This is a genomic window from Streptomyces sp. NPDC006207, from assembly GCF_040613835.1.
In the GTDB taxonomy this organism is placed as follows: Bacteria; Actinomycetota; Actinomycetes; order Streptomycetales; family Streptomycetaceae; genus Actinacidiphila.
Genome location: NZ_JBEXSX010000005.1, coordinates 147,087 through 170,499 on the forward strand (window position 1 = coordinate 147,087; position 23,413 = coordinate 170,499).

Consider the following 23,413-nt stretch of genomic DNA (forward strand, 5'->3'; position numbering starts at 1 on the left):
GGCGGCGGTGGAGCGGGCAGCCGCGACGGGCGCCGCCCGGTTACCTCCCCGTGGCGCGCCTTCCCTAACCAGGGTGCGGGCACCCCCGGGATCGCGCGCGGCGTGCCCGTACGGGTGCGCCGGCCCGCCCCACCGGGGGGTGCGGGGCGGTCAGATGCGCTCGAGCACCTGGGCGAGCAGGCTGCCCATCCGCGCGGCGGAGTCGCGGCCGGCCTCCAGGACCTCCTCGTGGTTCAGCGGCTCGCCCGTCATGCCGGCGGCGAGGTTGGTCACCAGCGAGATGCCGAGCACCTCGGCGCCCGCCTCGCGGGCCGCAATGGCCTCCAGCGTGGTGGACATGCCGACGAGGTCGCCGCCGATGACCCGGACCATCTTGATCTCGGCCGGGGTCTCGTAGTGCGGGCCGGGGAGCTGGACGTAGACGCCCTCCTCCAGGGAGGGGTCGACCTCCTTGCACAGGGCGCGCAGCCGCGGCGAGTACAGGTCGGTGAGGTCGACGAAGTTGGCGCCGACGATCGGCGAGGCGGCCGTCATGTTGATGTGGTCGCTGATCAGCACGGCCTGGCCGGGACGGTAGGTGGGGCGCAGCCCGCCGCAGCCGTTGGTCAGGACGACGGTCTTGCAGCCGGCGGCCACGGCGGTGCGCACGCCGTGCGCGACGGTGGCGACGCCGTGGCCCTCGTAGAAGTGGTTGCGGCCCAGGAAGACCAGCGCCCGCTTGTCGCCGATCCGCACCGAGCGCACCTTGCCGGAGTGCCCGGCCACGGCGGGCGGCGGGAAGCCCGGCAACTCGGTCACGTCGAACTCGTACTCGGCCTCGCCGAGGGCGTCGGCGGCCGGCACCCAGCCGGAGCCCATCACCAGGGCGACGTCGTGGGTCTCGCCGCCGGTCAGCTCGCGCAGCCGGGCGGCGGCGGCCGTGGCGGCGGCGTACGGGTCGCCCAGCGGGGTTCGGGCGGCGTGGGGAGTTGCGGAAGAGTTCACGCGGATGAGAGTAGCCGGTTCTCTCCTACGCGCGTAGACGTCCCAGGTCACGGTCTGCGAAATTTCGGAGGATCCGCCGATTGACGGGCCCTGCGGGACCTCCCGGACGTCCTGCGGCCGTCGTTGCCGGCGGGTCAGCAGGGACGCTTGCGCAGTTCCATGACGTAGTCGTGCGGGGCGCCCGCGGACTCCGCCGCGTCGGCGATCTCGCCGAGGTAGCGCGCGGACGGCAGGCCGCCCTCGTAGTCGTTGAGGACGTACAGCCACGCGGGCACGTCGCCGTCGAGGGTGTGCACCCGCGCCATGTGGCGCCGGTAGATGCCCAGCGGGACGCCCTCCCAGCGGTCCATCGGCTCCTCGTCGACCGGGGCGATGTCGTACAGCCCGACGAAGACCTGGTGCAGCGGGTCCTCCACCAGGGTGGCGAGCGCGCCCTCCCAGCCCATCTGCTCGCCGCCGAAGGTGAGGCGCCAGCCGCTGAGCCAGCCGGTGCCGCGCAGGGGCGAGTGCGGGGCGCGGCGCGTCATCAGCCGGGCGTCGAGGTTGCCGGCGTAGGCGGCGTAGAGCGACATGGTCATGAGAGTACGACAGCGGGGCACCGCCCCCGTAAGTGATCACTTGGCGCGTGCGGGACAATGGGGTACGTGACTCGGATCGTGATCATTGGTGGCGGACCCGGCGGATACGAAGCGGCCCTCGTGGCCAGCCAGCTGGGCGCGGAGGTGACCGTCGTCGACTGCGACGGTCTGGGCGGGGCTTCGGTGCTCACCGACTGCGTGCCGTCCAAGACCCTGATCGCGACGGCCGAGGTGATGACCACCTTCGACTCGTCGTACGAGGAACTGGGCATCATCGTGGCGGACGACACACCGCACGTCGAGCAGGCCGCCCGGGTCGTCGGCGTCGACCTCGGCAAGGTCAACCGGCGGGTGAAGCGCCTCGCGCTCGCCCAGTCCCACGACATCACCGCCTCCGTCACCCGTGCGGGTGCCCGGGTGATGCGCGGCCGTGGCCGGCTGGAGGGCATGCAGGCGATCGACGGCTCCCGCACGGTCATCGTCGAGGCGGCCGACGGCACTTCCGAGACCCTCACCGCCGACGCCGTCCTGATCGCCACCGGCGGCCGCCCCCGCGAGCTGCCCGACGCGAAGCCGGACGGCGAGCGGATCCTCAACTGGACGCAGGTGTACGACCTGGACGAGCTCCCCGAGGAGCTCATCGTGGTCGGCTCCGGTGTGACCGGCGCCGAGTTCGCCGGCGCGTACCAGGCCCTGGGCTCCAAGGTGACGCTCGTCTCCTCCCGCGACCGCGTCCTGCCCGGCGAGGACCCGGACGCGGCCGCCGTCCTGGAGGACGTCTTCCGCCGCCGCGGCATGAACGTCATGGCCCGCTCCCGTGCCGAGTCCGTCAAGCGGGTCGGCGACCGCGTCGAGGTCACCCTCTCCGACGGCCGGGTCATCACCGGCAGCCACTGCCTCATGGCGGTCGGCGCCATACCGAACACCGCCGCCATGGGCCTGGAGGGCGCGGGCGTCAAGCTCAAGGACTCCGGCCACATCTGGACCGACAAGGTCTCCCGCACCTCGGCCCCCGGCGTGTACGCGGCCGGTGACGTCACGGGCGTCTTCGCGCTCGCCTCGGTCGCGGCCATGCAGGGCCGGATCGCGATGTACCACTTCCTGGGCGAGACGGTCGGCCCGCTCAACCTCAAGACGGTCTCCTCGAACGTCTTCACCGACCCCGAGATCGCGACCGTCGGCTACACCCAGGCCGACGTCGACGCGGGCGTCATCGACGCACGGGTCGTCAAGCTCCCGCTGCTGCGCAACCCGCGCGCCAAGATGCAGGGCATCCGGGACGGCTTCGTGAAGCTGTTCTGCCGTCCGGGCACCGGCATCATCGTCGGCGGTGTGGTCGTCTCGCCGCGCGCGAGCGAACTCATCCACCCCATCTCGATCGCGGTCGACAACAATCTGACCGTCGAACAGATGGCGAACACCTACACGGTCTACCCGTCGCTCTCGGGCTCGATCGCCGAAGCCGCACGGCAGTTGGCGACCCGCAAGGCGGCCGGGGAGCTCTGACGCCCGCCTCCGGGGCCGGTGCCGGTCGCCACCCGGGCGAATGCCCTCGTCTCTATAGCACGGGACGTCCGGCACTGCGAACAACTTCTGTTAATCGGTGCAAACTGCTGATAGCAGACGGTCATTGGCGTTACTGTCAGTTTCGTGTTCGCAGCAGAACGTCGCCAACTGATCCTCGAAATGGTGCGCGCCAACGGAGCGGTTTCGCTCCGTGAGCTCGCCCGCGTCGTCCAGACCTCGGAAGTGACCGTACGGCGTGACGTGCGGGCGCTGGAGGCAGAAGGACTGCTCGACCGCCGGCACGGCGGTGCGGTGCTGCCGGGGGGCTTCACCAGGGAGTCCGGCTTCCCGCAGAAATCCCATCTATCGACCGCGGAGAAGACGGCGATCGCCGATCTCGCGGCAGGTCTCGTCGAGGAGGGCGAGGCCATCGTCGTCGGCGCCGGCACGACCACCCAGGAGCTGGCACGCCGGCTCGCCCGGGTGCCGGGGCTGACCGTCGTCACCAACTCCCTGCTGGTGGCGCAGGCACTGGCGCATGCGAACCGGGTCGAGGTCGTCATGACCGGTGGCACGCTCCGCGGCTCCAACTACGCGCTGGTCGGCAGCGGCGCCGAACAGTCCCTGCAGGGGCTGCGGGTGTCGCGGGCCTTCCTGTCCGGGGCGGGACTGAGCGCGGAACGGGGGCTGTCCACGTCCAACATGCTCTCCGCCAGCGTCGACCGGGCCCTGGTCCAGGCGGCGGCGGAGGTCGTGGTCCTGGCCGACCACACCAAGCTGGGCACGGACACCATGTTCCAGACCGTGCCCACGGACCTGATCACGCATCTGGTCACGGACGAACCGCCGGCGGGCGACGACCGCGCCGCGACGGAGCTCCAGGCCCTGGCCGACCGCGGTGTCCAGGTCGCCGTCGCGCCGACCGACGGGGCGGACAACGGGATGCCCCACGGGCGGCAGCGACGGGAGATGCCGCCCGTGCCGGGACCCCGGCGCCATCAGCACCCCTCCGGCAACTACCCGGGCGGTACGGCTCCCGGTGAGCCGCGCGCCAGGGCCGCCGGCCAGTCGGGTGGCAGCGTGTCGGGCATGTCCCCGCTGCGCACCGCCCAACTGGCCGGGGAGCAGCAGGCCGCCCGGATCGCCGACCTGGCCCCGCGGCGTCGCTAGGCCTGCACCCAGGGCGTCCCGGACGGAGAACGCCGCGGGCCCCAGCCGGTCACCGGCTGGGGCCCGCGGCGTTCGTGCTGCCGTCCGCGGACGGGATGTCAGTCCTTGATCTCGCAGAGGAGGGCACCCGAGGAGACGGAGGAGCCGACGTCCGCGGTGAGGCCCTTGATGGTGCCGGCGCGGTGGGCGTTGATGGGCTGCTCCATCTTCATCGCCTCCAGCACCACGACGAGGTCGCCCTCGTTGACGTGCTGGCCCTCCTCGACGGCGATCTTGACGATCGTGCCCTGCATCGGGGAGGTCAGGGAGTCACCGGAGGCGGCGGAGCCGGCCTTCTTGGTGGCGCGGCGCTTGGGGCGGGCACCGCCGGCGGCGGCGGTGCGGGCCAGGGTCATGCCCAGCGAGGCGGGCAGGGAGACCTCCAGCCGCTTGCCGCCGACCTCGACCACCACGGTCTCGCGGCCGGGCTCGGCGTCCTCCTCGGCGTCGGCCGGGGCGGCGAAGGGCTTGATGTCGTTGACGAACTCGGTCTCGATCCACCGGGTGTGGACGGTGAAAGGACCGGGCTTGCCGTGGACCTCGGGCGCGAAGGCGGGGTCGGCGACCACCGCGCGGTGGAACGGGATGGCGGTGGCCATGCCCTCGACCTGGAACTCGGCCAGGGCGCGCGCGGCGCGCTGCAGGGCCTGCTGCCGGGTGGCGCCGGTGACGACCAGCTTGGCCAGCAGGGAGTCCCAGGCGGGGCCGATCACGCTGCCGGCCTCGACACCCGCGTCCAGACGCACACCGGGGCCGGTGGGCGCGTCGAAACGGGTGACGGTGCCGGGGGCGGGGAGGAAGCCCCGGCCGGGGTCCTCGCCGTTGATGCGGAACTCGAACGAGTGACCGCGCAGCGGCGGGTCGTCGTAGCCGAGCTCCTCGCCGTCGGCGACGCGGAACATCTCGCGGACCAGGTCGATGCCGGTGACCTCCTCGGTGACCGGGTGCTCGACCTGCAGACGGGTGTTCACCTCCAGGAAGGAGATGGTGCCGTCCGTGCCGACCAGGAACTCGCAGGTGCCGGCACCGACGTAGCCGGCCTCCTTGAGGATGGCCTTGGACGCCGCGTACAGCTGGGCGTTCTGCTCCGGGGTCAGGAAGGGCGCGGGGGCCTCCTCCACCAGCTTCTGGTGGCGGCGCTGCAGGGAGCAGTCCCGGGTGGAGACGACCACGACGTTGCCGTGGCTGTCGGCCAGGCACTGGGTCTCCACGTGCCGGGGCTTGTCGAGGTAACGCTCGACGAAGCACTCGCCGCGGCCGAAGGCGGCGACGGCCTCGCGGACGGCCGACTCGTACAGCTCGGGGACCTCGTCCAGGGTTCGGGCGACCTTCAGTCCGCGGCCGCCGCCGCCGAAGGCGGCCTTGATCGCGATCGGCAGGCCGTGCTCGCGCGCGAACGCCACGACCTCGTCGGCGCCCGACACGGGGTCGGGGGTGCCGGCGACCAGGGGCGCTCCGGCGCGCTGGGCGATGTGGCGGGCGGCGACCTTGTCGCCGAGGTCACGGATGGCCTGCGGCGGGGGACCGATCCAGGTGAGCCCGGCGTCCAGGACGGCCTGGGCGAAGTCGGCGTTCTCCGACAGGAAGCCGTAGCCGGGGTGGACGGCGTCGGCCCCGGACTCGGCTGCGGCCGCCAGCACCTTGGAGATGTCCAGGTAACTGGTGGCCGGGGTGTCACCGCCCAGCGCGTACGCCTCGTCGGCCACGCGCACATGCAGCGCGTCCCGGTCCGGCTCCGCGTAGACGGCCACGCTGGCGATCCCGGCATCCCGGCAGGCACGGGCGACGCGGACTGCGATTTCACCGCGGTTGGCGATGAGCACCTTGCGCACGATGGCTCCCTCCTTGAAACAAGCAGAGTTTAGGTACTGGCGACACTTCGTGCCGAGGCACCCCTGGGGGTGAGCTTGCCCACACGGAGGGTGATACGGGCCCCCAATCGAGACCCGGATGCCTTGGCTTCCTACGGTAAAGCCCCATTTATCCCGGTGCTTGAGGCCCTGGGGTGTGGGCCGGGTCACCGTCCTCCACCGTGACCGACGTGGCGCTTTTTTTGTGGGAACTCCACGAAGGCCCGGGGAAATCTTTGCCGGACCGGCGCCCCATACGGGTGGCGCCGCGCGGACTCTTGCCGCAACTCCTACCCGTTAGTAGCGTTCGGCCCACGAAATACCGCCGGTAATGGGGTCCTGGGACAGGGGGCGCGGAGTGCGCAGAAGTGTCGCCGTGACGGCGGCTGTGTTGTTGGTCCTGGAGGCGTTCGGCTTCGCCTTCGTCAACTGGATCATGGGCATAGCCGTGCGCCACCAGCAGATGTCCCTGGCCGGGCTCGATCCGGACGCCATGGCGGTGGGCGCGTGGGCGGCCGGTGTGCTGATGGCGCTCTTCCTCATCGGCTGCGCCGTCGTCCTCGTCCGCATGGCGCAGCGCGACCGGGCGCCGGGCCGCTTCGGCCGGATCGTGCTCATCGTGTGCGCGGTGACCCACGCGGTCCTGGGCGCGGGCCTGGCGGCCCCGGTCGGCTGGGCCGCGTTCGTGGGGATGATGGTGATCCTGGGGTTCGTGGTGCTCGCCCTGGTGCTCTACGTGGGGGAGGAGGCCCCGGCCTCCGGTCCGGGCGACGAGCCCGGCGGGAGCACGCCCCCGCCGCCGGTGGCCCCCGCCGCCGTCTGAGCGGGCCGGCCGGTCCGGCCGGCCGGTCCGGTCAGACCCAGAAGTCGGTGATGCGCAGGTCCAGCTCGGCGAGCAGACGGCGCAGCAGCGGGAGCGAGATGCCGATGACGTTGCCGTGGTCGCCCTCGATGCCTTCGACGAACGGCGCGGAACGGCCGTCGAGGGTGAAGGCGCCGGCCACGTGCAGCGGCTCGCCCGAGGCGACGTAGGCGGCGATCTCGTCGTCGTCCGGGGTGCCGAACCGCACCGTGGTGGAGGCGGTGGCCGAGACCCGGCGGCCGGTGGCGAGGTCGATGACGCAGTGGCCGGTCCGCAGCACACCGGAGCGGCCGCGCATGGACTTCCAGCGGGCCGTGGCGTCCTCGGCGTCGACCGGCTTGCCCAGCGCCTGGCCGTCCAGGTCCAGGACGGAGTCGCAGCCGACGACCACCTCGCCGTCGGAGAGCTGGGCGGCGACCACCGAGGCCTTGGCCTCGGCCAGCACCCGGGCCAGCTCGGCGGGGGTGTCCGCGCTGATCGCGTCCTCGTCGACGCCGCTGACGACGACCCGCGGGTCGAGCCCGGCCTGCTTCAGCAGTCCCAGGCGCGCGGGGGAGGCGGAGGCGAGGACGAGCGGGCGGGGGCTGCGGCTGCTGTCGGTCATGCCCGTCATCGTAGTCAGCCGCGCCAGGCCACCAGGGCCGTGATCAGGGGGACGGCGACGGCGATCACGATCATCGCGCGGCGCAGCATCGCCTGCGCCTGCCGCATCTCCTCGGGCGGTTCGTCGGACGGGTCTGACCACAGCATGCCGTCCAGGTTGCGCCGTGGCGGACGCCCGCGCCTGAGTACGGATACTCAGGCGCGGGCGGGCATGCGGACCATTTCCGTCCGCTCCGTGCTCAGTGCGGCCAGTAGGTGGCGCGCCAGGCCGCCGGCGCCGGGCGCAGCATCCGCCCGGGGACGTTGCGCGCGGGGGAGGCCCACTCGTCGGACGCCCGCGGGCCGTCGGCGGGCCCCGCGGCCGCCGCGGCCCGGGCCTGGACGAGGGCCACGACGGCCGCCAGCTCCTCGGGGGTCGGGTTGCCCCGTTCGACCTTGATCACCATGGCTGGGCGCGCTCCTTACAGGGGGATGTTGCCGTGCTTCTTGGGGGGCAGGCTCTCGCGCTTGTTGCGCAGCGTCCGCAGCGCCTTCACCAGGTGCGTGCGGGTCTCCGAGGGCAGGATCACGCCGTCGACGTAGCCGCGCTCCGCGGCGACGTAGGGGTTGAGCAGGGTGTCCTCGTACTCCTGCATCAGCTGGGCGCGCAGCGCCTCCGCCTCCTCCGGGGAGCCCGCCTCGGCCAGGGTGCGGCGGTGCAGGATGTTGACGGCGCCCTGGGCGCCCATGACGGCGATCTGGGCGGTCGGCCAGGCCAGGTTGAGGTCGGCGCCGAGGTGCTTGGAGCCCATGACGTCGTAGGCGCCGCCGAACGCCTTCCGCGTGATGACGGTGATCAGCGGGACGGTCGCCTCGGCGTACGCGTAGATCAGCTTGGCGCCGCGCCGGATGATGCCGTTCCACTCCTGGTCGGTGCCGGGCAGGAAGCCGGGCACGTCGACGAAGGTGACGACCGGGACGTTGAAGCTGTCGCAGGTGCGGACGAAACGCGCCGCCTTCTCGCTGGCGTTGATGTCCAGGCACCCGGCGAACTGCATCGGCTGGTTGGCGACGACGCCGACCGGGTGGCCCTCGATCCGGCCGAAGCCGGTCACGATGTTGGGCGCGAACAGCGCCTGGGTCTCCAGGAACTCGCCGTCGTCCAGGACGTGCTCGATGACCTGGTGCATGTCGTACGGCTGGTTCGCCGAGTCCGGGATCAGGGTGTCGAGCTCGAGGTCCTCCGCCGACACCTCCGGCTCCGCCTCCTGCGGGAAGGCCGGGGCCTCCTGGAGGTTGTTGGACGGCAGGTAGGACAGCAGCGCCTTGACGTACTCGATGGCGTCCTTCTCGTCGCCGGCCATGTGGTGCGCGTTGCCGGAGACGGTGTTGTGCGAACGGGCGCCGCCCAGTTCCTCGAAGCCGACGTCCTCACCGGTGACGGTCTTGATGACGTCCGGGCCGGTGATGAACATGTGCGAGGTCTGGTCGACCATCACCACGAAGTCGGTGATGGCGGGGGAGTAGACCGCGCCGCCCGCGCAGGGGCCCAGGATGAGCGAGATCTGCGGGATGACGCCGGACGCGTGGGTGTTGCGGCGGAAGATCTCGCCGTACAGGCCGAGCGAGGTGACGCCCTCCTGGATGCGCGCGCCGCCGGAGTCGTTGATGCCGATGACCGGGCAGCCGGTCTTCAGCGCCCAGTCCATGACCTTGACGATCTTCTCGCCGTAGACCTCGCCGAGCGCGCCGCCGAACACGGTGAAGTCCTGCGAGAAGACCGCCACCGGGCGGCCGTCCACCGTGCCGTAGCCGGTGACGACGCCGTCCCCGTAGGGGCGGTTCTTCTCCAGGCCGAAGTTGGTCGAGCGGTGCCGGGCCAGCTCGTCCAGTTCGACGAAGGAGCCCTCGTCCAGCAGCAGTTCGATGCGCTCACGCGCGGTCAGCTTGCCCTTGGCGTGCTGCTTCTCCACCGCGCGCGCCGAGCCGGCGTGGGTCGCCTCGTCAACGCGGCGGCGCAGGTCCGCGAGCTTCCCCGCGGTGGTGTGGATGTCGATCTCCGGCTCGGCCATGGGAGGCGGCTCTCCTGCTCTCGTCGGGTCGTTCTGAGGGTGTGACGTGACTGGCGAGTAATGCTGTTTTCGTAGCGTAACCGCGCGGATGCTGCCCGGTCAGTGCGGCGTTGGCCACACTCCACTCCCAGGGTCCGCCTTCCCGGCCGCCGCGTCGTCCCGGGCCCTGGCGGGCGCGTCCACGGCGATCCGGAGGGCAGACCCTACGCTGGGAGGTATGACCTCGAACCGCTGGTCCGACCTCGAGCGGCCGCCGCTCAACGCGGCCGCCCTGCGCCGCGCGATTGTCACCCCCGACAGCCTGTGGACCGACCTGGACGTGGTCGGCTCCACCGGCTCCACCAACAGCGACCTGGGCGCCCGGGCCCGGGAGGGCGCCGCCGAGGGCGCGGTGCTGGTCGCCGAGGAGCAGTCCGCGGGGCGCGGCCGCCTGGACCGCCAGTGGCAGGCCCCCGCCCGCTCCGGGCTGTTCTTCTCCGTGCTGTTGCGGCCGGCCTCCGTCCCGCCCCGGCGCTGGGGCTGGCTGCCCCTGCTGGCCGGTGTGGCGACGGCCACCGCCGTGGCACGGACGGCGGGCGTGGACACCGGGCTGAAGTGGCCCAACGACGTGCTCGTCACCGTCGACGGCGAGGAACGGAAGACCGGCGGCATCCTCGCCGAGCGCGTCGGCGACGACGCCGTGGTGATCGGCATCGGCCTCAACGTCACCCTCCGCGAGGAGGAGCTGCCGGTCCCGGCCGCGGGCTCGCTCATGCTCGCCGGGGCCAAGGTCACCGACCGCGACCCGCTGCTGCGCGCGGTGCTGCGTTCCCTGGCCGACTGGTACGGCGAGTGGCTGCGCGCCGACGGCGATCCGGCCGGCTCCCGGCTGCAGCAGGCGTACGCCGCCGGCTGCGTGACGCTCGGCCGCACCGTGCGCGCCGAACTCCCCGGCGGGGGCGAGGTCGGCGGGCGGGCGGTGGCCGTCGACGACGACGGGCGGCTGGTCGTCGCGACCGGCGAGGGCGAGCGGGCGGTCGCCGCGGGCGACGTCGTCCACGTGCGGCCGGCGGGACAGTGAGCCAGGCCACACCTGCCGTATTGTTGAGGCGGCAGCCTCCGACGCATGATCGGAAGGGCCGGTGCGCAGGGACCCAGGAGGGGGCGGGCGGTGACCGTGGACGACGCGAGCGACCTCCCGCCGCACGAGGAGCCGGGCGGGCCTCGTCGCGAACAGGCGGAACACGAGGAGCGCGACGAGCGCGAGGAGCCCGAGGAACGGGGCGGATCCACCCGGTCCCACGCCATCGAAGAGGACCCGATCGCACTGCGCCTGGAGCACCTGATCCTGGGCTCCGGACGGCACTACACACCTTTTCAGGCGGCCCGCAGCGCCGGCGTCTCGATGGACCTCGCCGCCCGGTTCTGGCGCGCGATGGGCTTCGCCGACATCGGCCAGGCACGCGCGTTGACCGAGGCCGACGTCCTGGCGCTGCGCCGCCTGGCGGGTCTGGTCGAGGCCGGGCTGATCAGCGAGAGCACGGCGATCCAGGTCGCCCGCTCCACCGGCCAGACCACGGCCCGGCTGGCCGAGTGGCAGACCGACTCCTTCCTGGAGGAGCTCACCGAGCCGCCCGAACCCGGCATGACCCGGGGCGAGGTGGCGTATCCGCTGGTCGAGCTGCTGCTGCCGGAGCTGGAGGAGTTCCTCACCTACGTGTGGCGGCGCCAGCTGGCCGCCGCCACCAGCCGGGTCGTCCGCTCGGACGACGAGGAGGCCGTCGACCGCCGGCTGGCGGTCGGCTTCGCCGACCTCGTCGGCTTCACCCGGCTCACCCGGCGGCTGGAGGAGGAGGAACTCGGCGAGCTGGTCGAGGCCTTCGAGACCACGGCCGCCGACCAGGTGGCCGCGCACGGCGGACGGCTCATCAAGACCCTCGGTGACGAAGTGCTGTTCGTCGCGGACGACGCCGGCACGGCCGCCGAGATCGGCATGCGGCTGATCGAGACGATGAACGGCGACGAGACGATGCCGGCGCTGCGCGTCGGCATGGCCTTCGGCACCGTCACGACCCGCATGGGCGACGTTTTCGGCACCACGGTGAACCTGGCGAGCCGGCTGACCTCGATAGCGCCACGGGACGCGGTGCTCGTCGACGGCGAGCTGGCGCAGGCGCTCGTCGCGGCGGGCGAGGCACCCGAGTCGGAGGCGGAGCTCGAGCCCGGGTCGGAGGAGAAGTACCGCTTCGGGCTGCAGCCCATGTGGCGGCGGCCGGTGCGCGGTCTCGGCGTGGTCGAGCCCTGGCTGCTGAACCGCCGCGGCGGCTGAGCGGGCACGCCCACTACGCTGGCGGTCGACGGTTCACGATCGTTAACAGCGACCCGGAGGTGGCGGCGCGATGGCCGAGCAGCGGTTTGGCGAGTGGGTGGCGGTACGCAGGCACGGTGACGCCGGGCGGGTGGCGGAACTGGTGCTGGACCGGCCCAAGGCGATGAACGCCATCTCGACGGACATGGCCCGGGCGGTCACCGAGGCGTGCGCGGCGCTGTCCGCCGACCGGTCGGTCAGCTGTGCCGTGCTCACCTCGACCCACGAGCGGGCGTTCTGCGTGGGCGCCGACCTGAAGGAGCGCAACTCCTTCACCGACGCCGACCTCGCGCGGCAGCGCCCGTACACGCGGGCCGCCTACACGGCCGTGCTGGAACTGCCGATGCCGTCCGTGGCCTCGGTGCACGGCTTCGCCCTCGGCGGCGGGTACGAGCTGGCGCTGGCGTGCGACGTGATCGTCGCCGACCCGACGGCCGTCGTGGGGCTGCCGGAGGTCACGGTGGGCGTGATCCCCGGTGGCGGCGGCACGCAGTTGCTGCCGCGCCGGGTGGGCGCGGCCCGGGCGGCGCAGCTGATCTTCACCGGGCGCCGGGTGCCCGCGGCGGAGGCGCTGGCGCTGGGTCTGGTGGACGTGCTCGCGGAGCAGGGGCAGGACCGCGTGGAGGCGCTCGGCCTGGCCTCGCGGATCGCCGGGAACTCGCCGGTGGGCCTGCGTGCGGCCAAGCGGGCGCTGCGGCTGGGCCAGGGCACCGACCTGCGGACCGGGCTGGACGTCGAGGACGCCGCGTGGCGCACGGTCGCCTTCTCCGGGGACCGCACCGAGGGTGTCGCGGCCTTCAACGAGAAGCGCGACCCGGTGTGGCCGGGTGAGTGATTGAGGCGGAAAACGACCGCGCCGACGGGCGCGTAACGTGCGGGGCCGTGCGAACGTCGCAAACTGGTAAAAAGTCTGCGGGTGACAGGAGACGGGCGCATGAACGGCACCGGCGGGGACACTCGACTGCGCGCCGTCGCCGAACTCGCGCGGGCGGTGGCGGCGGCGAAGTCGCCCATGGAGGCGGCCGTCGCCGCCGCGTCCTCGGCGCGGATCGCCCTCGGCGGTTCCATGGCGGCGATCTCCCGCTGGGAGCGCGACCGGGGACGGCTGCGGGTGCTGGTCAACGACGGGGACCTGGCGCCCGGCGAGGAGCCGCAGCCCGTCGAGGAGGTGTACTCGGTCGCGGACTTCCCGGAGATCGTGGAGTTCCTGCACGCCAAGTGGACCGAGGGCGGCGAGCCGCACGCCTGGATCGAGACGGCCGAGGGCCCGGCGGCGGGCCGTACTGGCGCCTACTGCCACCAGCGGGTGGCCACGCTGCGGCGGCGCGGCCGCACCTCCTGCGTCGTCGCGCCGATCATGCTGCACGGGCTCGCCTGGGGCGAGCTGTACGTGGCCCGGGGCGCCGGGCGGCCGGTCTTCGACCGGGACGACGCCGAGTTCGCGACCGTGCTCGCGGCGCTCACCGCGGCCGGGATCGCCCAGACCGAGCGGCTGGCGGAGGTGCGCCGGCTGGCCTTCACCGACCCGCTGACCGGGCTGGCCAACCGGCGGGCGGTCGACCAGCGGCTGGAGGAGGCGGTGGAACGGCACCGGGCCGACGGGACCCCGGTGAGCCTGATGGTCTGCGACCTCAACGGGCTCAAACGGGTCAACGACCAGCTCGGGCACGCGGTCGGCGACCGGCTGCTGGTCGGCTTCGGCTCCGTGCTGTCGCTGTGCGGGGCGGCACTGGAGGGCAGCCTGGTCGCGCGGCTGGGCGGCGACGAGTTCTGCCTGCTGTCGGTCGGGCACCGCGCGGAGCAGGTCGTGGCGGTCGCCGAGGAGCTGTGCGTGCGGACCAAGTGGCTGGGGCTGGGCGACGGGGTGGCGGTCGGGGTGGCGTCCACGGACGCCGAGATCGGCGTGGTGACCTCGGGGCGCCGGCTGTTCCGGCTGGCGGACGCGGCCCAGTACCGGGCGAAGGCCCTGCACTCGGTGGAGCCGGTGGTCGCCGGGCGCGGGGCGCCCGAGGACCCGGTGGTCCGGCTCGCCGACCAGCCCGCGGGCCATGACGTGGAGCGGCGCCGCTTCCGGGGGCGGGACTGAAGCCGGCCCGGGGCCCGGGGAGCGCACCATGGGACGGGCCGGCGGGTGCGGCGGGGGCCGCGCGGAAGAGGCCCGTCGGGCACGTGACAGGTTGCGATTCAGTCCGTAGGGTTCGTGAATATGAGTATGCATAACGTGGTGATCGGGGCCCACGGGGCCGCGGCGGAGGACGTGCTGGCGGTGGCCCGCGGTGGTGCGCGGGTCGAGCTGTCGGCGGAGGCGCTGGCCGGGATCGCCGCGGCGCGCGAGGTCGTGGAGGCCCTGGCGGCGAAACCGGAGCCGGTCTACGGCGTCTCGACGGGCTTCGGCGCGCTCGCGGTGCGGCACATCAGCCCCGAGCTGCGCGTGCAGCTGCAGCGCAGCCTGGTGCGCTCGCACGCCGCCGGCATGGGCCCGCACGTGGAGCGCGAGGTGGTGCGCGCGCTGATGTTCCTGCGGCTGAAGACGCTGGCCTCCGGCCGTACCGGTGTCCGTCCGGTCGTCGCCGAGACGATGGCCGCGCTGCTCAACGCCGGCATCACCCCCGTCGTCCACGAGTACGGCTCCCTGGGCTGCTCCGGCGACCTGGCACCGCTGTCGCACTGCGCGCTGGTCCTGATGGGCGAGGGCGAGGCGGAGGGCCCCGACGGCGTCGTGCGCCCCGCCGCGGAGCTGCTGGCCGAGCACGGCATCGAGCCCGTCGAGCTGCGCGAGAAGGAGGGCCTGGCCCTCATCAACGGCACCGACGGCATGCTCGGCATGCTCGTGATGGCCATCGACGACCTGCGCCGGCTGTTCACCGCCGCCGACGTCACCGCCGCGCTGTCGATGGAGGCGCTCCTGGGCACCGACAAGGTGCTCGCCCCCGAGCTGCACGCGATCCGCCCGCACCCCGGCCAGGCGGCCAGCGCCGAGAACATGCGCCGTGTGCTCGCCGGCTCCGGGCTCACCGGGCACCACCAGGACGACGCACCGCGGGTCCAGGACGCGTACTCGATCCGCTGCGCCCCGCAGGTGGCCGGCGCCGGCCGGGACACCGTGACGCACGCCATGACGGTCGCCGACCGCGAGCTGGTCTCCGCCGTCGACAACCCGGTCGTCTTCGCTGGGGGTACCTCCCAGGCCGAAGGCTCTGGGGGAGGGAGGGTGGAGTCCAACGGCAACTTCCACGGCGCCCCCGTCGCCTACGTGCTGGACTTCCTGGCCATCGCGGCGGCCGACCTCGGGTCGATAGCGGAGCGGCGCACCGACCGGCTGCTGGACAAGAGCCGTTCGCACGGCCTGCCCGCCTTCCTGGCCGACGACCCGGGCGTGGACTCCGGCCTGATGATCGCCCAGTACACGCAGGCCGCGCTGGTCAGCGAGAACAAGCGGCTCGCGGTCCCGGCCTCGGTGGACTCCATCCCGTCCTCGGCGATGCAGGAGGACCACGTGTCGATGGGCTGGTCGGCCGCGCGCAAGCTGCGGCAGGCGGTGGACAACCTGGCCCGGATCGTGGCGGTCGAGCTGATGGCCGCGTCGCGCGCCGTCGAGCTGCGCGTGCAGGGCAGCGAGGTACTGGTGGCCGCCCCGGCGACCCAGGCCGTGCTGAAGGCGGCGCGCGAGGCCGGAGTGGGCGGCCCCGGTCCGGACCGCTTCCTGTCCCCGGACCTGGAGGCGGCGTACGACTTCGTGCGCGGCGGCGGTCTGGTGGCGGCGGCCGAGTCGGTCACCGGCCCGCTCGCCTGACCCCCACCCCGACACCGACACCGCCCCGGCCTCCGGCCGGGGCGGGCGGGTTCCGGGGCGGCAGTGCCTAGTACATCTCGCGGGCGCGGCGGCTCGCGTTGATCACGAGCGCCGCGCCCAGGCCGAGGAAGGCGGTCCCGCCGACCAGGTACGGCGTGGTGTCGACGCTGCCGGTGTCCGCCAGGTGCTGTCCCGGGTCGGTGCCCGACCCGGTGGTGGCGGTGGAAACGGACGACTGCGCGCTCGTGTTCGCCGTGTGCTCGGCACTGGCGGACGCGTTGGGCACGAAGTACAGGGCGCCGAGGACGGCGGCAGCCGTGACGGCGACGAAGGCGGGTGGACGGTGCGAGGTCAACGGATCCCCCAGCGGTTGCGGCGACTTGACCGTGAAGGCCGATGGTAGTGAGACAACCGCCGCTGAGGGAAGTTCGACCCCGAAACCGGAGCTTCCGCGGGTTCGCGGAGGGCCGCCGCGGGTATCCTTCCGCGCGGAAGCGGACTGCCTGCGCAACGGGGGCCGTTCCCCCGCATACGCTCCGTCACATGAGCACTACTGACATCCCCACCGGGGAGAGCGGGCCGCGCTACGTGCGGCTCCAGGTGGAGCTGGTCCTGGAGATCACCGGGTCCGGCGAGCTGACCGACGCCGCGCTGGACCAGATCGGCGGCGACGAGTACATGCCGGACGACGAGCGGCAGCACGCCGAGGCGTCGGTGCGGCAGGACGAGTCGGAGGCGCTGGCCTACCTGGTCGATCCGTTCGACCTGGTCACCAGCGTGCCGGGGATCGAACTGGTGCAAGCGTCCTGGTCCTGTGCTCACACCGAGTACGACCCCGACTCCGACGAGTGGGACCTCTACGACGACGAGGTGGACGACGAGGCGGACGAAGCCGACATCGAGGAGGAGGAACCGCAGGGACGCTGAACGCGTCTTCGGCAGTGCGTGACTCACCCGCCCCGGGCCCCTCACGGGTCCGGGGTTTCGCACGGGCCGCGTGACCGCGCCCATGTCACGTGCGTCACGCACGTGTTCTTCCCCACACTTCCCGGGGTGGGGGAACGGACCAAAGACCCTGGCAGTTCCTGGACGTACGAGTGAGGCTCGATCGAGGGCCGTGGCCCGCGACGCACGCGGGCCGGGGGAAACGCGTACCGGAAGACATTGGAGATCTGTGTGAAGCGCGCCGAGACCGGCACAGCCACCGACACGAGTCCCTCGCGCAAGCGGCGAGCCGGGCTGGCAGCTCTGGCGCTGCTCGCCGTCGGGGCGATCTCGCTGACCGCCTGCGGGGGGGACAAGGCGGGCACGGCCGGTTCCGACAACAACGCCAAGTCGCAGGCCTCGGTCGACGAGCAGGCGGCCAAGGACTCCTCGGACGCCCGAATATCGATCACCCCGAAGACCGGCGCCAGCGACGTCAGCATCAACACGGGCGCCAAGGTGCAGGTGACCGACGGTGAGCTCACCAGCGTCACCATGACCTCGGTCGCCGACGGCTCCGCCGTCAAGGGCACGATCTCCGCGGACGGCTCGAGCTGGGCGCCCGACGGCCCGCTGAAGCGGGAGACCCAGTACAAGATCGCCGCCAAGGCGGAGGACGGCAAGGGCCGCAAGGCCGCCGAGAACTCCACCTTCACCACGGTCACCTCCGCGCACAGCTTCATCGGCTACTACACGCCCGAGAACGGCCAGACCGTCGGCGTGGGCATGCCGGTCTCGATCAACTTCACCAAGGCGATCGAGGACAAGAAGGCCGTCCAGTCGGCGATCGCGGTGACCTCCAGCAGCGGCCAGGAGGTCGTCGGCCACTGGTTCAACTCCACCCGGCTCGACTTCCGCCCCGAGTCCTACTGGCAGGCCGGCTCCACCGTCACGCTCAAGCTGAACCTCGACGGCGTCGAGGGCTCCTCCGGCATCTACGGCGTCCAGGACAAGACCGTCAGCTTCAAGATCGGCCGCAGCCAGGTCTCGACGGTCGACGCCTCGACCCACCGGATGAAGGTCGTGCGCGACGGCAAGGTCATCCGCAACATCCCGATCTCCGCCGGCTCGGACGAGAACACCACCTACAACGGCCAGATGGTGATGTCGGAGAAGTTCACCGAGACCCGGATGAACGGCGCCACGGTCGGTTTCACCGACGACGACGGCAAGGGCGAGTACGACATCAAGGACGTGCCGCACGCCATCCGCCTGACCACGTCCGGCACCTTCATCCACGGCAACTACTGGGGCGCCGACTCGGTGTTCGGCGCCGTCAACACCAGCCACGGCTGCGTGGGCCTGAACGACACCAAGGGCGCCAAGGACACCTCCACCGACGCCTACTGGTTCTACACGAACTCGATCGTCGGCGACGTCGTGATCGTGAAGAACTCCAAGGACAAGACCGTCGACCCGGCGAACGGCCTCAACGGCTGGAACATGAACTGGAGCGCCTGGAAGGCCGGCAGCGCGGTCTGAGACCGCTCCCGCCCCGGACGGCGACAGGGGCCCGGAACCATGAGGTTCCGGGCCCCTGTGGCGTCCTTCGCGCCCTCCTCGCGCGGGCCGTCAGTCCTTCGTGCCGTCCACGATGACCGGGGAGCCGTTCGCGCCCGTGCCGCAGGGAACCGCGTACACGGGATTGGACTTCGCGGCCTCGCGGTAGGCGTCCAGGCACTGGTTGTACAGCACCTTGTCGCTCAGCGACCGCGCGATGATCCGGTTGGCGCTCGCGATGCCCTCCGCCTCGATCCGCTTGCGCTCCGCCTCGGCCTTGGCCGTCCTGGACGCCTCGACGGCCCGCTCGGTGGCCTGCTGCTGCTGGATCTTCTTGTCGATCTGCTCCTGCAACTGGTCGGAGGGCCGCACGTTGCGCAGGTTCACCGCGGTGACGTCGATGCCGCGCGGGGCGAGGCGCTGCTTGATCAGGGCGTCGATCTCCGACCCGATCCGCTCGCGGGCGGAGGCGTACCCCTCCTCGCTGCTGTGCTTGGCGAAGACGTTGCGGATGATCTCGCGGCTGTCCGGCATCACCAGCCGCGACTGGATGGCCTCCTCGTTGCCCGCCAGCCGGTAGAGCTCGACGGCCTTGGCGGGCACCACGGCCCACTTGATGGTCACGTCGGCGTAGAGCACCCCGCCCTGCGAGGAGCGCACCTCGACCACGTCCTTGTCGTGCAGATCGAGGTCGACCGGGCGCGTGGAGAACGACGTGACGTCGGTGAACGGCGACCTGAAGTGGATGCCGGAGGTCAGCGGGGAGCCGACCTTGCCGAAGGTCACCGGGACGCCGACCTCGTAGGCGCTCACGACGTGGACGCACGCGAAGACGCCGGCCAGCACGCCCGCCAGGGCGCTGAGCGCCGCTCCCAGCTTCCAGCCGACGGAGCTCTGGCCCCGGGCGACGAAGAACAGCACGACCGCCGCCGTGAGCAGCAGGATGGACAGCACGAACACAGGGATCCCCCTCCGGAACACGGACCGGCGCCGCCCCCCGGCCGCGCCGCGCAGCGCATCGTAACGGCCCGAGGTGACGGTTCCGTACCTCGTGTGACGAGCCGTGACGAGCCGTTGCGAGGCTGTCGCCGGGTCCGGACGCGGGCCCTGGCGGGGCGGCGCCCCGGCGGGCTACCGCGTCCGCAGCGCCTGGGGGTCGTCCAGGACGGAGCGCACCACGCTGTACGCCGCCCCGAGCAGCACGCCCTCGCGGCCCAGCCGGGACACCCGCACGGCGTCCGTGCGCCATTGACGGTCCGTCACGCGGCGGCCCAGCTCGCGTTCGACGGCCGAGCGCAGCCACGGCGCCAGCGAGGCCAGGGTGCCGCCCAGCACGACGGCCTGCGGGTCCAGCAGGTTGACCGCGCCGCTCAGCGCGATCCCGAAGGCCTGCCCGGCGGCCGCGAGCGCCTTCAACGCCGCCGGGTCCCCCTCCACGGCGGCCGCCTGGAGGGCCTTGAGCGCGTCCGGCCGCTCCGGGGCGATGCCCGCGGCCCGCAGCACGGCCTCCTCGCCCGCGTACTGCTCCAGGCAGCCGCGGGCCCCGCAGGAGCAGCGCGGGCCCGTCGGGTGCACGGGCACGTGGCCGAGCTCCCCGGCGAAGCCGCGCGCGCCGCGGAACAGCCGGCCGTCGACGACCAGCGCCGCGCCGATGCCGATCTCCGCCGAGACGTGCACGAAGTCGGTGACGCCCTCGTGGCCGCCCAGCCAGAGCTCGGCGAGGGCGCCGAGGTTGGCCTCGTTCTCGACGGTGACCGGGATGCGGGCTCCGGCCAGGCCGTCGGCCCCTGCCCGGTCGAACCAGCCCGCGGCGTCGACGTCCTCCCAGCCGAGGTTCGGCGCCCGCATCACGACCTGCCGGTCCCGGCCGACCAGGCCCGGCACGGCGAGCGTCAGTCCGGCCGCGCTCAGTCCGGCGGCCCGCGCCTCCTGCCGCACCTCGCCGACGAGCGCCGCGAGTTCGCGCAGCACCTCCGGCGCCGGACGGCCGCGGTTGTCCGCCTCGACGCGGGCCCGGGCGCGCACGGTGCCGCGCAGGTCGACCGCGACGGCGGCGAGGTGGTCCACCCCGACCTCGGCGCCGAGGCCCGCCGGACCGGTGTCGTTCAGCGCCAGGGCGGTGCCGGGGCGGCCGACCGTGCCGGGGCGCTGGGTGCCCAGCTCCACCAGCAGGCCGGCCGCGAGCAGCTCGTCGACGAGGGTCGACACGGTGGCCCGGGTCAGCCCGACCTCGGCGGCGACGGCCGCGCGCGAGACCTCGCCGTGCTCCGCCACGGCTCGCATCACCAGCGCCAGATTCCGCCGTCGCAACCCCGCCTGCGACCCCGGCCCTTCCGCCACGCCCCGGTCCCCTTCCGCTCTCGTCCGTCATCCGTCCTGGTCAACGTCGTCCTGCCCCCACCCTCGCACGCCCCGCCCGGCGGCCGGACCCCGGGCGGGGCGACGGGCTCACCGCACGTCGAAGGAGTCGGCCAGCGCCGCCGCGAGGCGGTCGAGCGCGGCGTCGTCGCGCGGGACGGGGTCGTAGGAGGGGCCGGCCGTGGTGTCCCAGCGGCGGGCGACGGCCTGCGGGGACTCCCCGGTGAGCAGGCCGGCGGCCTGCGCGGCCGCGCCCAGCGCGACCAGCTCGTCCGCGACGGGGATCCGGACGGCCCGTCCCGACAGACGGCGTACGGTCTCCCGCCACGCCGTGCCGCGGGCGCCGCCGCCGATGAGCAGCAGGGGCTCGTCGGAGGTGGTGCCGTCGACCGCGAGCACCTGGTCGAGTGCGGTGAGCAGGGCGTACGCCGCGCCGTCGTACGCGGCCTGGAGGATTTGCCCGGGGGTGGTGTCGTGCCGCAGCCCGGTGAGCAGCCCGGAGGCGTACGGCAGGTTGGGGGTGCGCTCGCCGTCGAGGAAGGGCAGCAGGACCGTGCCGCCGCCCGGCTCGACCGCCTCCCGGTCCAGGGAGAGCAGCCCCGCGATCTTGTCGACGGCGAGGGTGCAGTTGAGGGTGCAGGCCAGCGGCAGCCAGTCGCCGTGCCCGCCCGCGAAGCCGGCGACGATGCCGGTGGGGTCGGTGGGCCGGGTGGCGGCGGGGGTGTAGACCGTGCCGGAGGTGCCGAGGCTCAGCGCGGGCTGACCGGGGAGGAGCCCGAGGCCGAGGGCCGCGGCGGCGTTGTCGCCGGTGCCCGCGCCGACCAGGACGCCCTCGCGCAGCGGCAGCCCGGGCAGGGTGACCCCCGCAGCCTCGCCGGGGCCGAGGACCCGGGGCAGCAGGGCCGGGTCGAGGCCGATCTCGGCGAGCAGGGCCTCGTCGTACGTCTCGGTGTCGGTGGCCCACCAGCCGGTGCCGGAGGCGTCGCCCCGGTCGGTGACGCCGGCGCCGCCGAGCCGTTCGGTGAGGAAGTCGTGCGGGAGGCGCACGGCCGCGGCGGCCTTGGCGGTCTCCGGCTCGTGCTCGGTGAGCCAGGCCCACTTGGTCACGGTGAAGCTCGTGCCGGGCACGCTGCCGAAGCGCTCCGCCCAGTACGCGGCGCCGTGCCGCTCCACCAGCGCGGCGGCCTGCGGGGCGGACCGCACGTCGTTCCAGAGCAGGGCGGGCCGCAGGGGCCGGCCGACCGGGTCGAGGACGACCAGGCCGTGCTGCTGGCCGCCGACCGAGATGGCGTCGGCGCGCTCCGCGTACGGCCCGATCTGGGCGAGCGCGGCGCCGAGCGCACGCCACCACACCTCGGGGTCGGTTTCGCGGCCCGCGCCCTCACTCACCGTGTGCCGGGCCTGTCCCCTGGCCAGCACCTCGCCCGTCTCCACGTCGACTGCGAGCACCTTGGTCGACTGGGTGGAGCTGTCCACACCCAGCGCGATCGGTCCGTTACCCATCCTGCGGCTCCCTTCACAAAGCGGCGATGGCATATTAATTTGTTCAGTGGTCTTACGAATAGGAGCCGCCGCGATGAGTTTCACCCCCACCCCCGAGGACAAGTTCACCTTCGGTCTCTGGACCGTCGGCTGGCAGGGCCGCGATCCCTTCGGCGACGCCACCCGGCCCGCCCTCGACCCCGTCGAGAGCGTCAACCGGCTGGCCGAGCTCGGCGCGTACGGCGTCACCTTCCACGACGACGACCTGATCCCCTTCGGCTCGGACGACACCGCCCGCGAGGGCCACATCAAGCGGTTCCGCCAGGCCCTGGACGCCACCGGCCTGAAGGTGCCGATGGCCACCACCAACCTCTTCACGCACCCGGTCTTCAAGGACGGCGGCTTCACCGCCAACGACCGCGAGGTCCGGCGCTTCGCGCTCCGCAAGACCATCCGCAACATCGACCTCGCCGCCGAGCTGGGCGCCAAGGTCTACGTCGCCTGGGGCGGCCGCGAGGGCGCCGAGTCCGGTGCCGCCAAGGACGTGCGGGTCGCCCTCGACCGCTTCAAGGAGGCCTTCGACCTCCTCGGCGAGTACGTCCTGGAGCAGGGCTACGACCTGCGCTTCGCGATCGAGCCCAAGCCGAACGAGCCGCGCGGCGACATCCTGCTGCCGACCATCGGCCACGCGCTGGCGTTCATCAACGAGCTGGCCCACCCCGAGCTCGTCGGCCTCAACCCCGAGGTCGGTCACGAGCAGATGGCCGGGCTGAACTTCCCGCACGGCATCGCCCAGGCGCTGTGGCACGGCAAGCTCTTCCACATCGACCTCAACGGCCAGACCGGCATCAAGTACGACCAGGACCTGCGCTTCGGCGCCGGCGACCTGCGCTCGGCGTTCTGGCTGGTCGACCTGCTGGAGTCGGCCGGCTACGAGGGCCCGCGCCACTTCGACTTCAAGCCCCCGCGGACCGAGGACATGGACGGTGTGTGGGCGTCCGCCGCCGGCGGCATGCGCAACTACCTCATCCTCAAGGACCGTGCCGCCGCGTTCCGCGCCGACCCGGCCGTGCAGGACGCGCTGAAGGCCGCCCGCCTGGACCAGCTGGCGCAGCCGACCCTCGGCGAGGGCGAGTCCCTGGCCGACCTGCTCGCCGACCGGGGCGCCTACGAGGAGTTCGACGCCGACGCCGTCGCGACCCGCGGGTCCGCCTTCGAGCAGCTCGACCAGCTCGCGATGGACCACCTGCTCGGCACCCGCTGAGCCCCGCGGAAACCGGGTTGCCGCCGGGCCCGGCCCGGCGGC

22 protein-coding genes are annotated in these 23,413 nt (G+C 73.0%); 11 read left to right on the plus strand and 11 right to left on the minus strand.

From position 1 onward, the window contains the following. Positions 1–150 precede the first annotated feature (150 nt). Positions 151–984, minus strand: coding sequence for a purine-nucleoside phosphorylase (locus tag ABZ312_RS05755; protein ID WP_499513628.1), 834 nt, complete (start codon positions 982–984; stop codon positions 151–153). A 134-nt stretch (positions 985–1,118) separates the two neighbouring features. Further along, a complete protein-coding gene (locus ABZ312_RS05760) occupies positions 1,119–1,556 on the minus strand; it encodes a gamma-glutamylcyclotransferase family protein (RefSeq protein WP_499513629.1) in 438 nt (145 codons plus the stop codon). A gap of 63 nt (positions 1,557–1,619) precedes the next feature. On the opposite strand from ABZ312_RS05760, the gene ABZ312_RS05765 reads away from it, so the two are divergent. Together ABZ312_RS05765 and ABZ312_RS05770 are read left to right on the plus strand one after the other, a co-directional pair. Further along, the gene (locus ABZ312_RS05765; RefSeq protein ID WP_499513630.1) at positions 1,620–3,068 is read left to right on the plus strand and encodes an NAD(P)H-quinone dehydrogenase; all 1,449 of its coding nucleotides are present in this window, start codon (positions 1,620–1,622) and stop codon (positions 3,066–3,068) included. 180 nt (positions 3,069–3,248) lie between these two features. Then, on the plus strand, positions 3,249–4,238 hold the full coding sequence (locus ABZ312_RS05770) for a DeoR/GlpR family DNA-binding transcription regulator (RefSeq protein WP_500356852.1): 990 nt from the start codon (positions 3,249–3,251) through the stop codon (positions 4,236–4,238). A gap of 98 nt (positions 4,239–4,336) precedes the next feature. Here the strand turns inward: ABZ312_RS05770 and ABZ312_RS05775 are convergent, their stop codons facing one another. Beyond that, positions 4,337–6,109, minus strand: coding sequence for an acetyl/propionyl/methylcrotonyl-CoA carboxylase subunit alpha (locus tag ABZ312_RS05775; protein ID WP_499513631.1), 1,773 nt, complete (start codon positions 6,107–6,109; stop codon positions 4,337–4,339). A gap of 394 nt (positions 6,110–6,503) precedes the next feature. On the opposite strand from ABZ312_RS05775, the gene ABZ312_RS05780 reads away from it, so the two are divergent. Beyond that, positions 6,504–6,950, plus strand: a complete 447-nt coding sequence (locus tag ABZ312_RS05780) for a hypothetical protein (RefSeq protein WP_500436570.1) — start codon at positions 6,504–6,506, stop codon at positions 6,948–6,950. 31 nt (positions 6,951–6,981) lie between these two features. Here ABZ312_RS05780 and ABZ312_RS05785 read toward each other — a convergent pair whose 3' ends face one another. The 4 genes from ABZ312_RS05785 to ABZ312_RS05800 form a co-directional block, all read right to left on the minus strand. After that, complete coding sequence (locus ABZ312_RS05785; protein WP_500326693.1) at positions 6,982–7,593, minus strand: Maf family protein; 612 nt, start codon at positions 7,591–7,593, stop codon at positions 6,982–6,984. A gap of 14 nt (positions 7,594–7,607) precedes the next feature. Continuing rightward, the gene (gene mmpB / locus ABZ312_RS05790) at positions 7,608–7,739 is read right to left on the minus strand and encodes a morphogenic membrane protein MmpB (protein ID WP_499513634.1); all 132 of its coding nucleotides are present in this window, start codon (positions 7,737–7,739) and stop codon (positions 7,608–7,610) included. 92 nt (positions 7,740–7,831) lie between these two features. Then, entirely contained in the window at positions 7,832–8,038 is a 207-nt protein-coding gene (locus tag ABZ312_RS05795; protein WP_500326696.1) for an acyl-CoA carboxylase subunit epsilon, read from the minus strand. Positions 8,039–8,053: 15 nt separating this feature from the next. Continuing rightward, complete coding sequence (locus tag ABZ312_RS05800) at positions 8,054–9,643, minus strand: acyl-CoA carboxylase subunit beta (RefSeq protein WP_499513636.1); 1,590 nt, start codon at positions 9,641–9,643, stop codon at positions 8,054–8,056. Between the two features lie 217 nt (positions 9,644–9,860). Between ABZ312_RS05800 and ABZ312_RS05805 the strand changes: the two genes are divergently transcribed. The 5 genes from ABZ312_RS05805 (at position 9,861) to hutH (ending at position 15,783) form a co-directional block, all read left to right on the plus strand. After that, positions 9,861–10,703, plus strand: coding sequence for a biotin--[acetyl-CoA-carboxylase] ligase (locus tag ABZ312_RS05805; RefSeq protein ID WP_500356849.1), 843 nt, complete (start codon positions 9,861–9,863; stop codon positions 10,701–10,703). A 90-nt stretch (positions 10,704–10,793) separates the two neighbouring features. Beyond that, a complete protein-coding gene (locus tag ABZ312_RS05810) occupies positions 10,794–11,951 on the plus strand; it encodes an adenylate/guanylate cyclase domain-containing protein (RefSeq protein ID WP_500436572.1) in 1,158 nt (385 codons plus the stop codon). 70 nt (positions 11,952–12,021) lie between these two features. After that, entirely contained in the window at positions 12,022–12,825 is an 804-nt protein-coding gene (locus tag ABZ312_RS05815) for an enoyl-CoA hydratase/isomerase family protein (protein ID WP_500326702.1), read from the plus strand. 99 nt (positions 12,826–12,924) lie between these two features. After that, positions 12,925–14,076 carry a GGDEF domain-containing protein gene (locus tag ABZ312_RS05820; protein WP_500436574.1) on the plus strand — a complete coding sequence of 384 codons (1,152 nt, stop codon included), beginning with the start codon at positions 12,925–12,927 and terminating at the stop codon, positions 14,074–14,076. A 126-nt stretch (positions 14,077–14,202) separates the two neighbouring features. Then, entirely contained in the window at positions 14,203–15,783 is a 1,581-nt protein-coding gene (gene hutH / locus ABZ312_RS05825) for a histidine ammonia-lyase (RefSeq protein WP_500326835.1), read from the plus strand. Positions 15,784–15,850: 67 nt separating this feature from the next. Here hutH and ABZ312_RS05830 read toward each other — a convergent pair whose 3' ends face one another. Further along, positions 15,851–16,138: a hypothetical protein gene (locus ABZ312_RS05830; protein WP_500326706.1), complete on the minus strand. Its 288-nt coding sequence runs from the start codon at positions 16,136–16,138 to the stop codon at positions 15,851–15,853. Between the two features lie 188 nt (positions 16,139–16,326). On the opposite strand from ABZ312_RS05830, the gene ABZ312_RS05835 reads away from it, so the two are divergent. Then, the gene (locus ABZ312_RS05835) at positions 16,327–16,710 is read left to right on the plus strand and encodes a hypothetical protein (protein WP_500436576.1); all 384 of its coding nucleotides are present in this window, start codon (positions 16,327–16,329) and stop codon (positions 16,708–16,710) included. A gap of 249 nt (positions 16,711–16,959) precedes the next feature. Further along, entirely contained in the window at positions 16,960–18,249 is a 1,290-nt protein-coding gene (locus ABZ312_RS05840; protein ID WP_500326710.1) for a L,D-transpeptidase, read from the plus strand. A gap of 90 nt (positions 18,250–18,339) precedes the next feature. On the opposite strand, the gene ABZ312_RS05845 is transcribed toward ABZ312_RS05840, so the two are convergent. From ABZ312_RS05845 to xylB, 3 genes are all read right to left on the minus strand, one after another. Then, entirely contained in the window at positions 18,340–19,227 is an 888-nt protein-coding gene (locus tag ABZ312_RS05845; protein ID WP_500326712.1) for a prohibitin family protein, read from the minus strand. A 171-nt stretch (positions 19,228–19,398) separates the two neighbouring features. Then, the gene (locus tag ABZ312_RS05850; protein ID WP_500326837.1) at positions 19,399–20,550 is read right to left on the minus strand and encodes an ROK family protein; all 1,152 of its coding nucleotides are present in this window, start codon (positions 20,548–20,550) and stop codon (positions 19,399–19,401) included. A 165-nt stretch (positions 20,551–20,715) separates the two neighbouring features. Beyond that, complete coding sequence (xylB, locus tag ABZ312_RS05855) at positions 20,716–22,128, minus strand: xylulokinase (RefSeq protein ID WP_500326714.1); 1,413 nt, start codon at positions 22,126–22,128, stop codon at positions 20,716–20,718. 73 nt (positions 22,129–22,201) lie between these two features. Here xylB and xylA point away from each other — a divergent pair, with 73 nt between their 5' ends. Further along, positions 22,202–23,371, plus strand: coding sequence for an apurinic/apyrimidinic endonuclease family protein (gene xylA / locus ABZ312_RS05860; protein ID WP_499513646.1), 1,170 nt, complete (start codon positions 22,202–22,204; stop codon positions 23,369–23,371). The last annotated feature ends 42 nt before the right edge of the window (positions 23,372–23,413 follow it).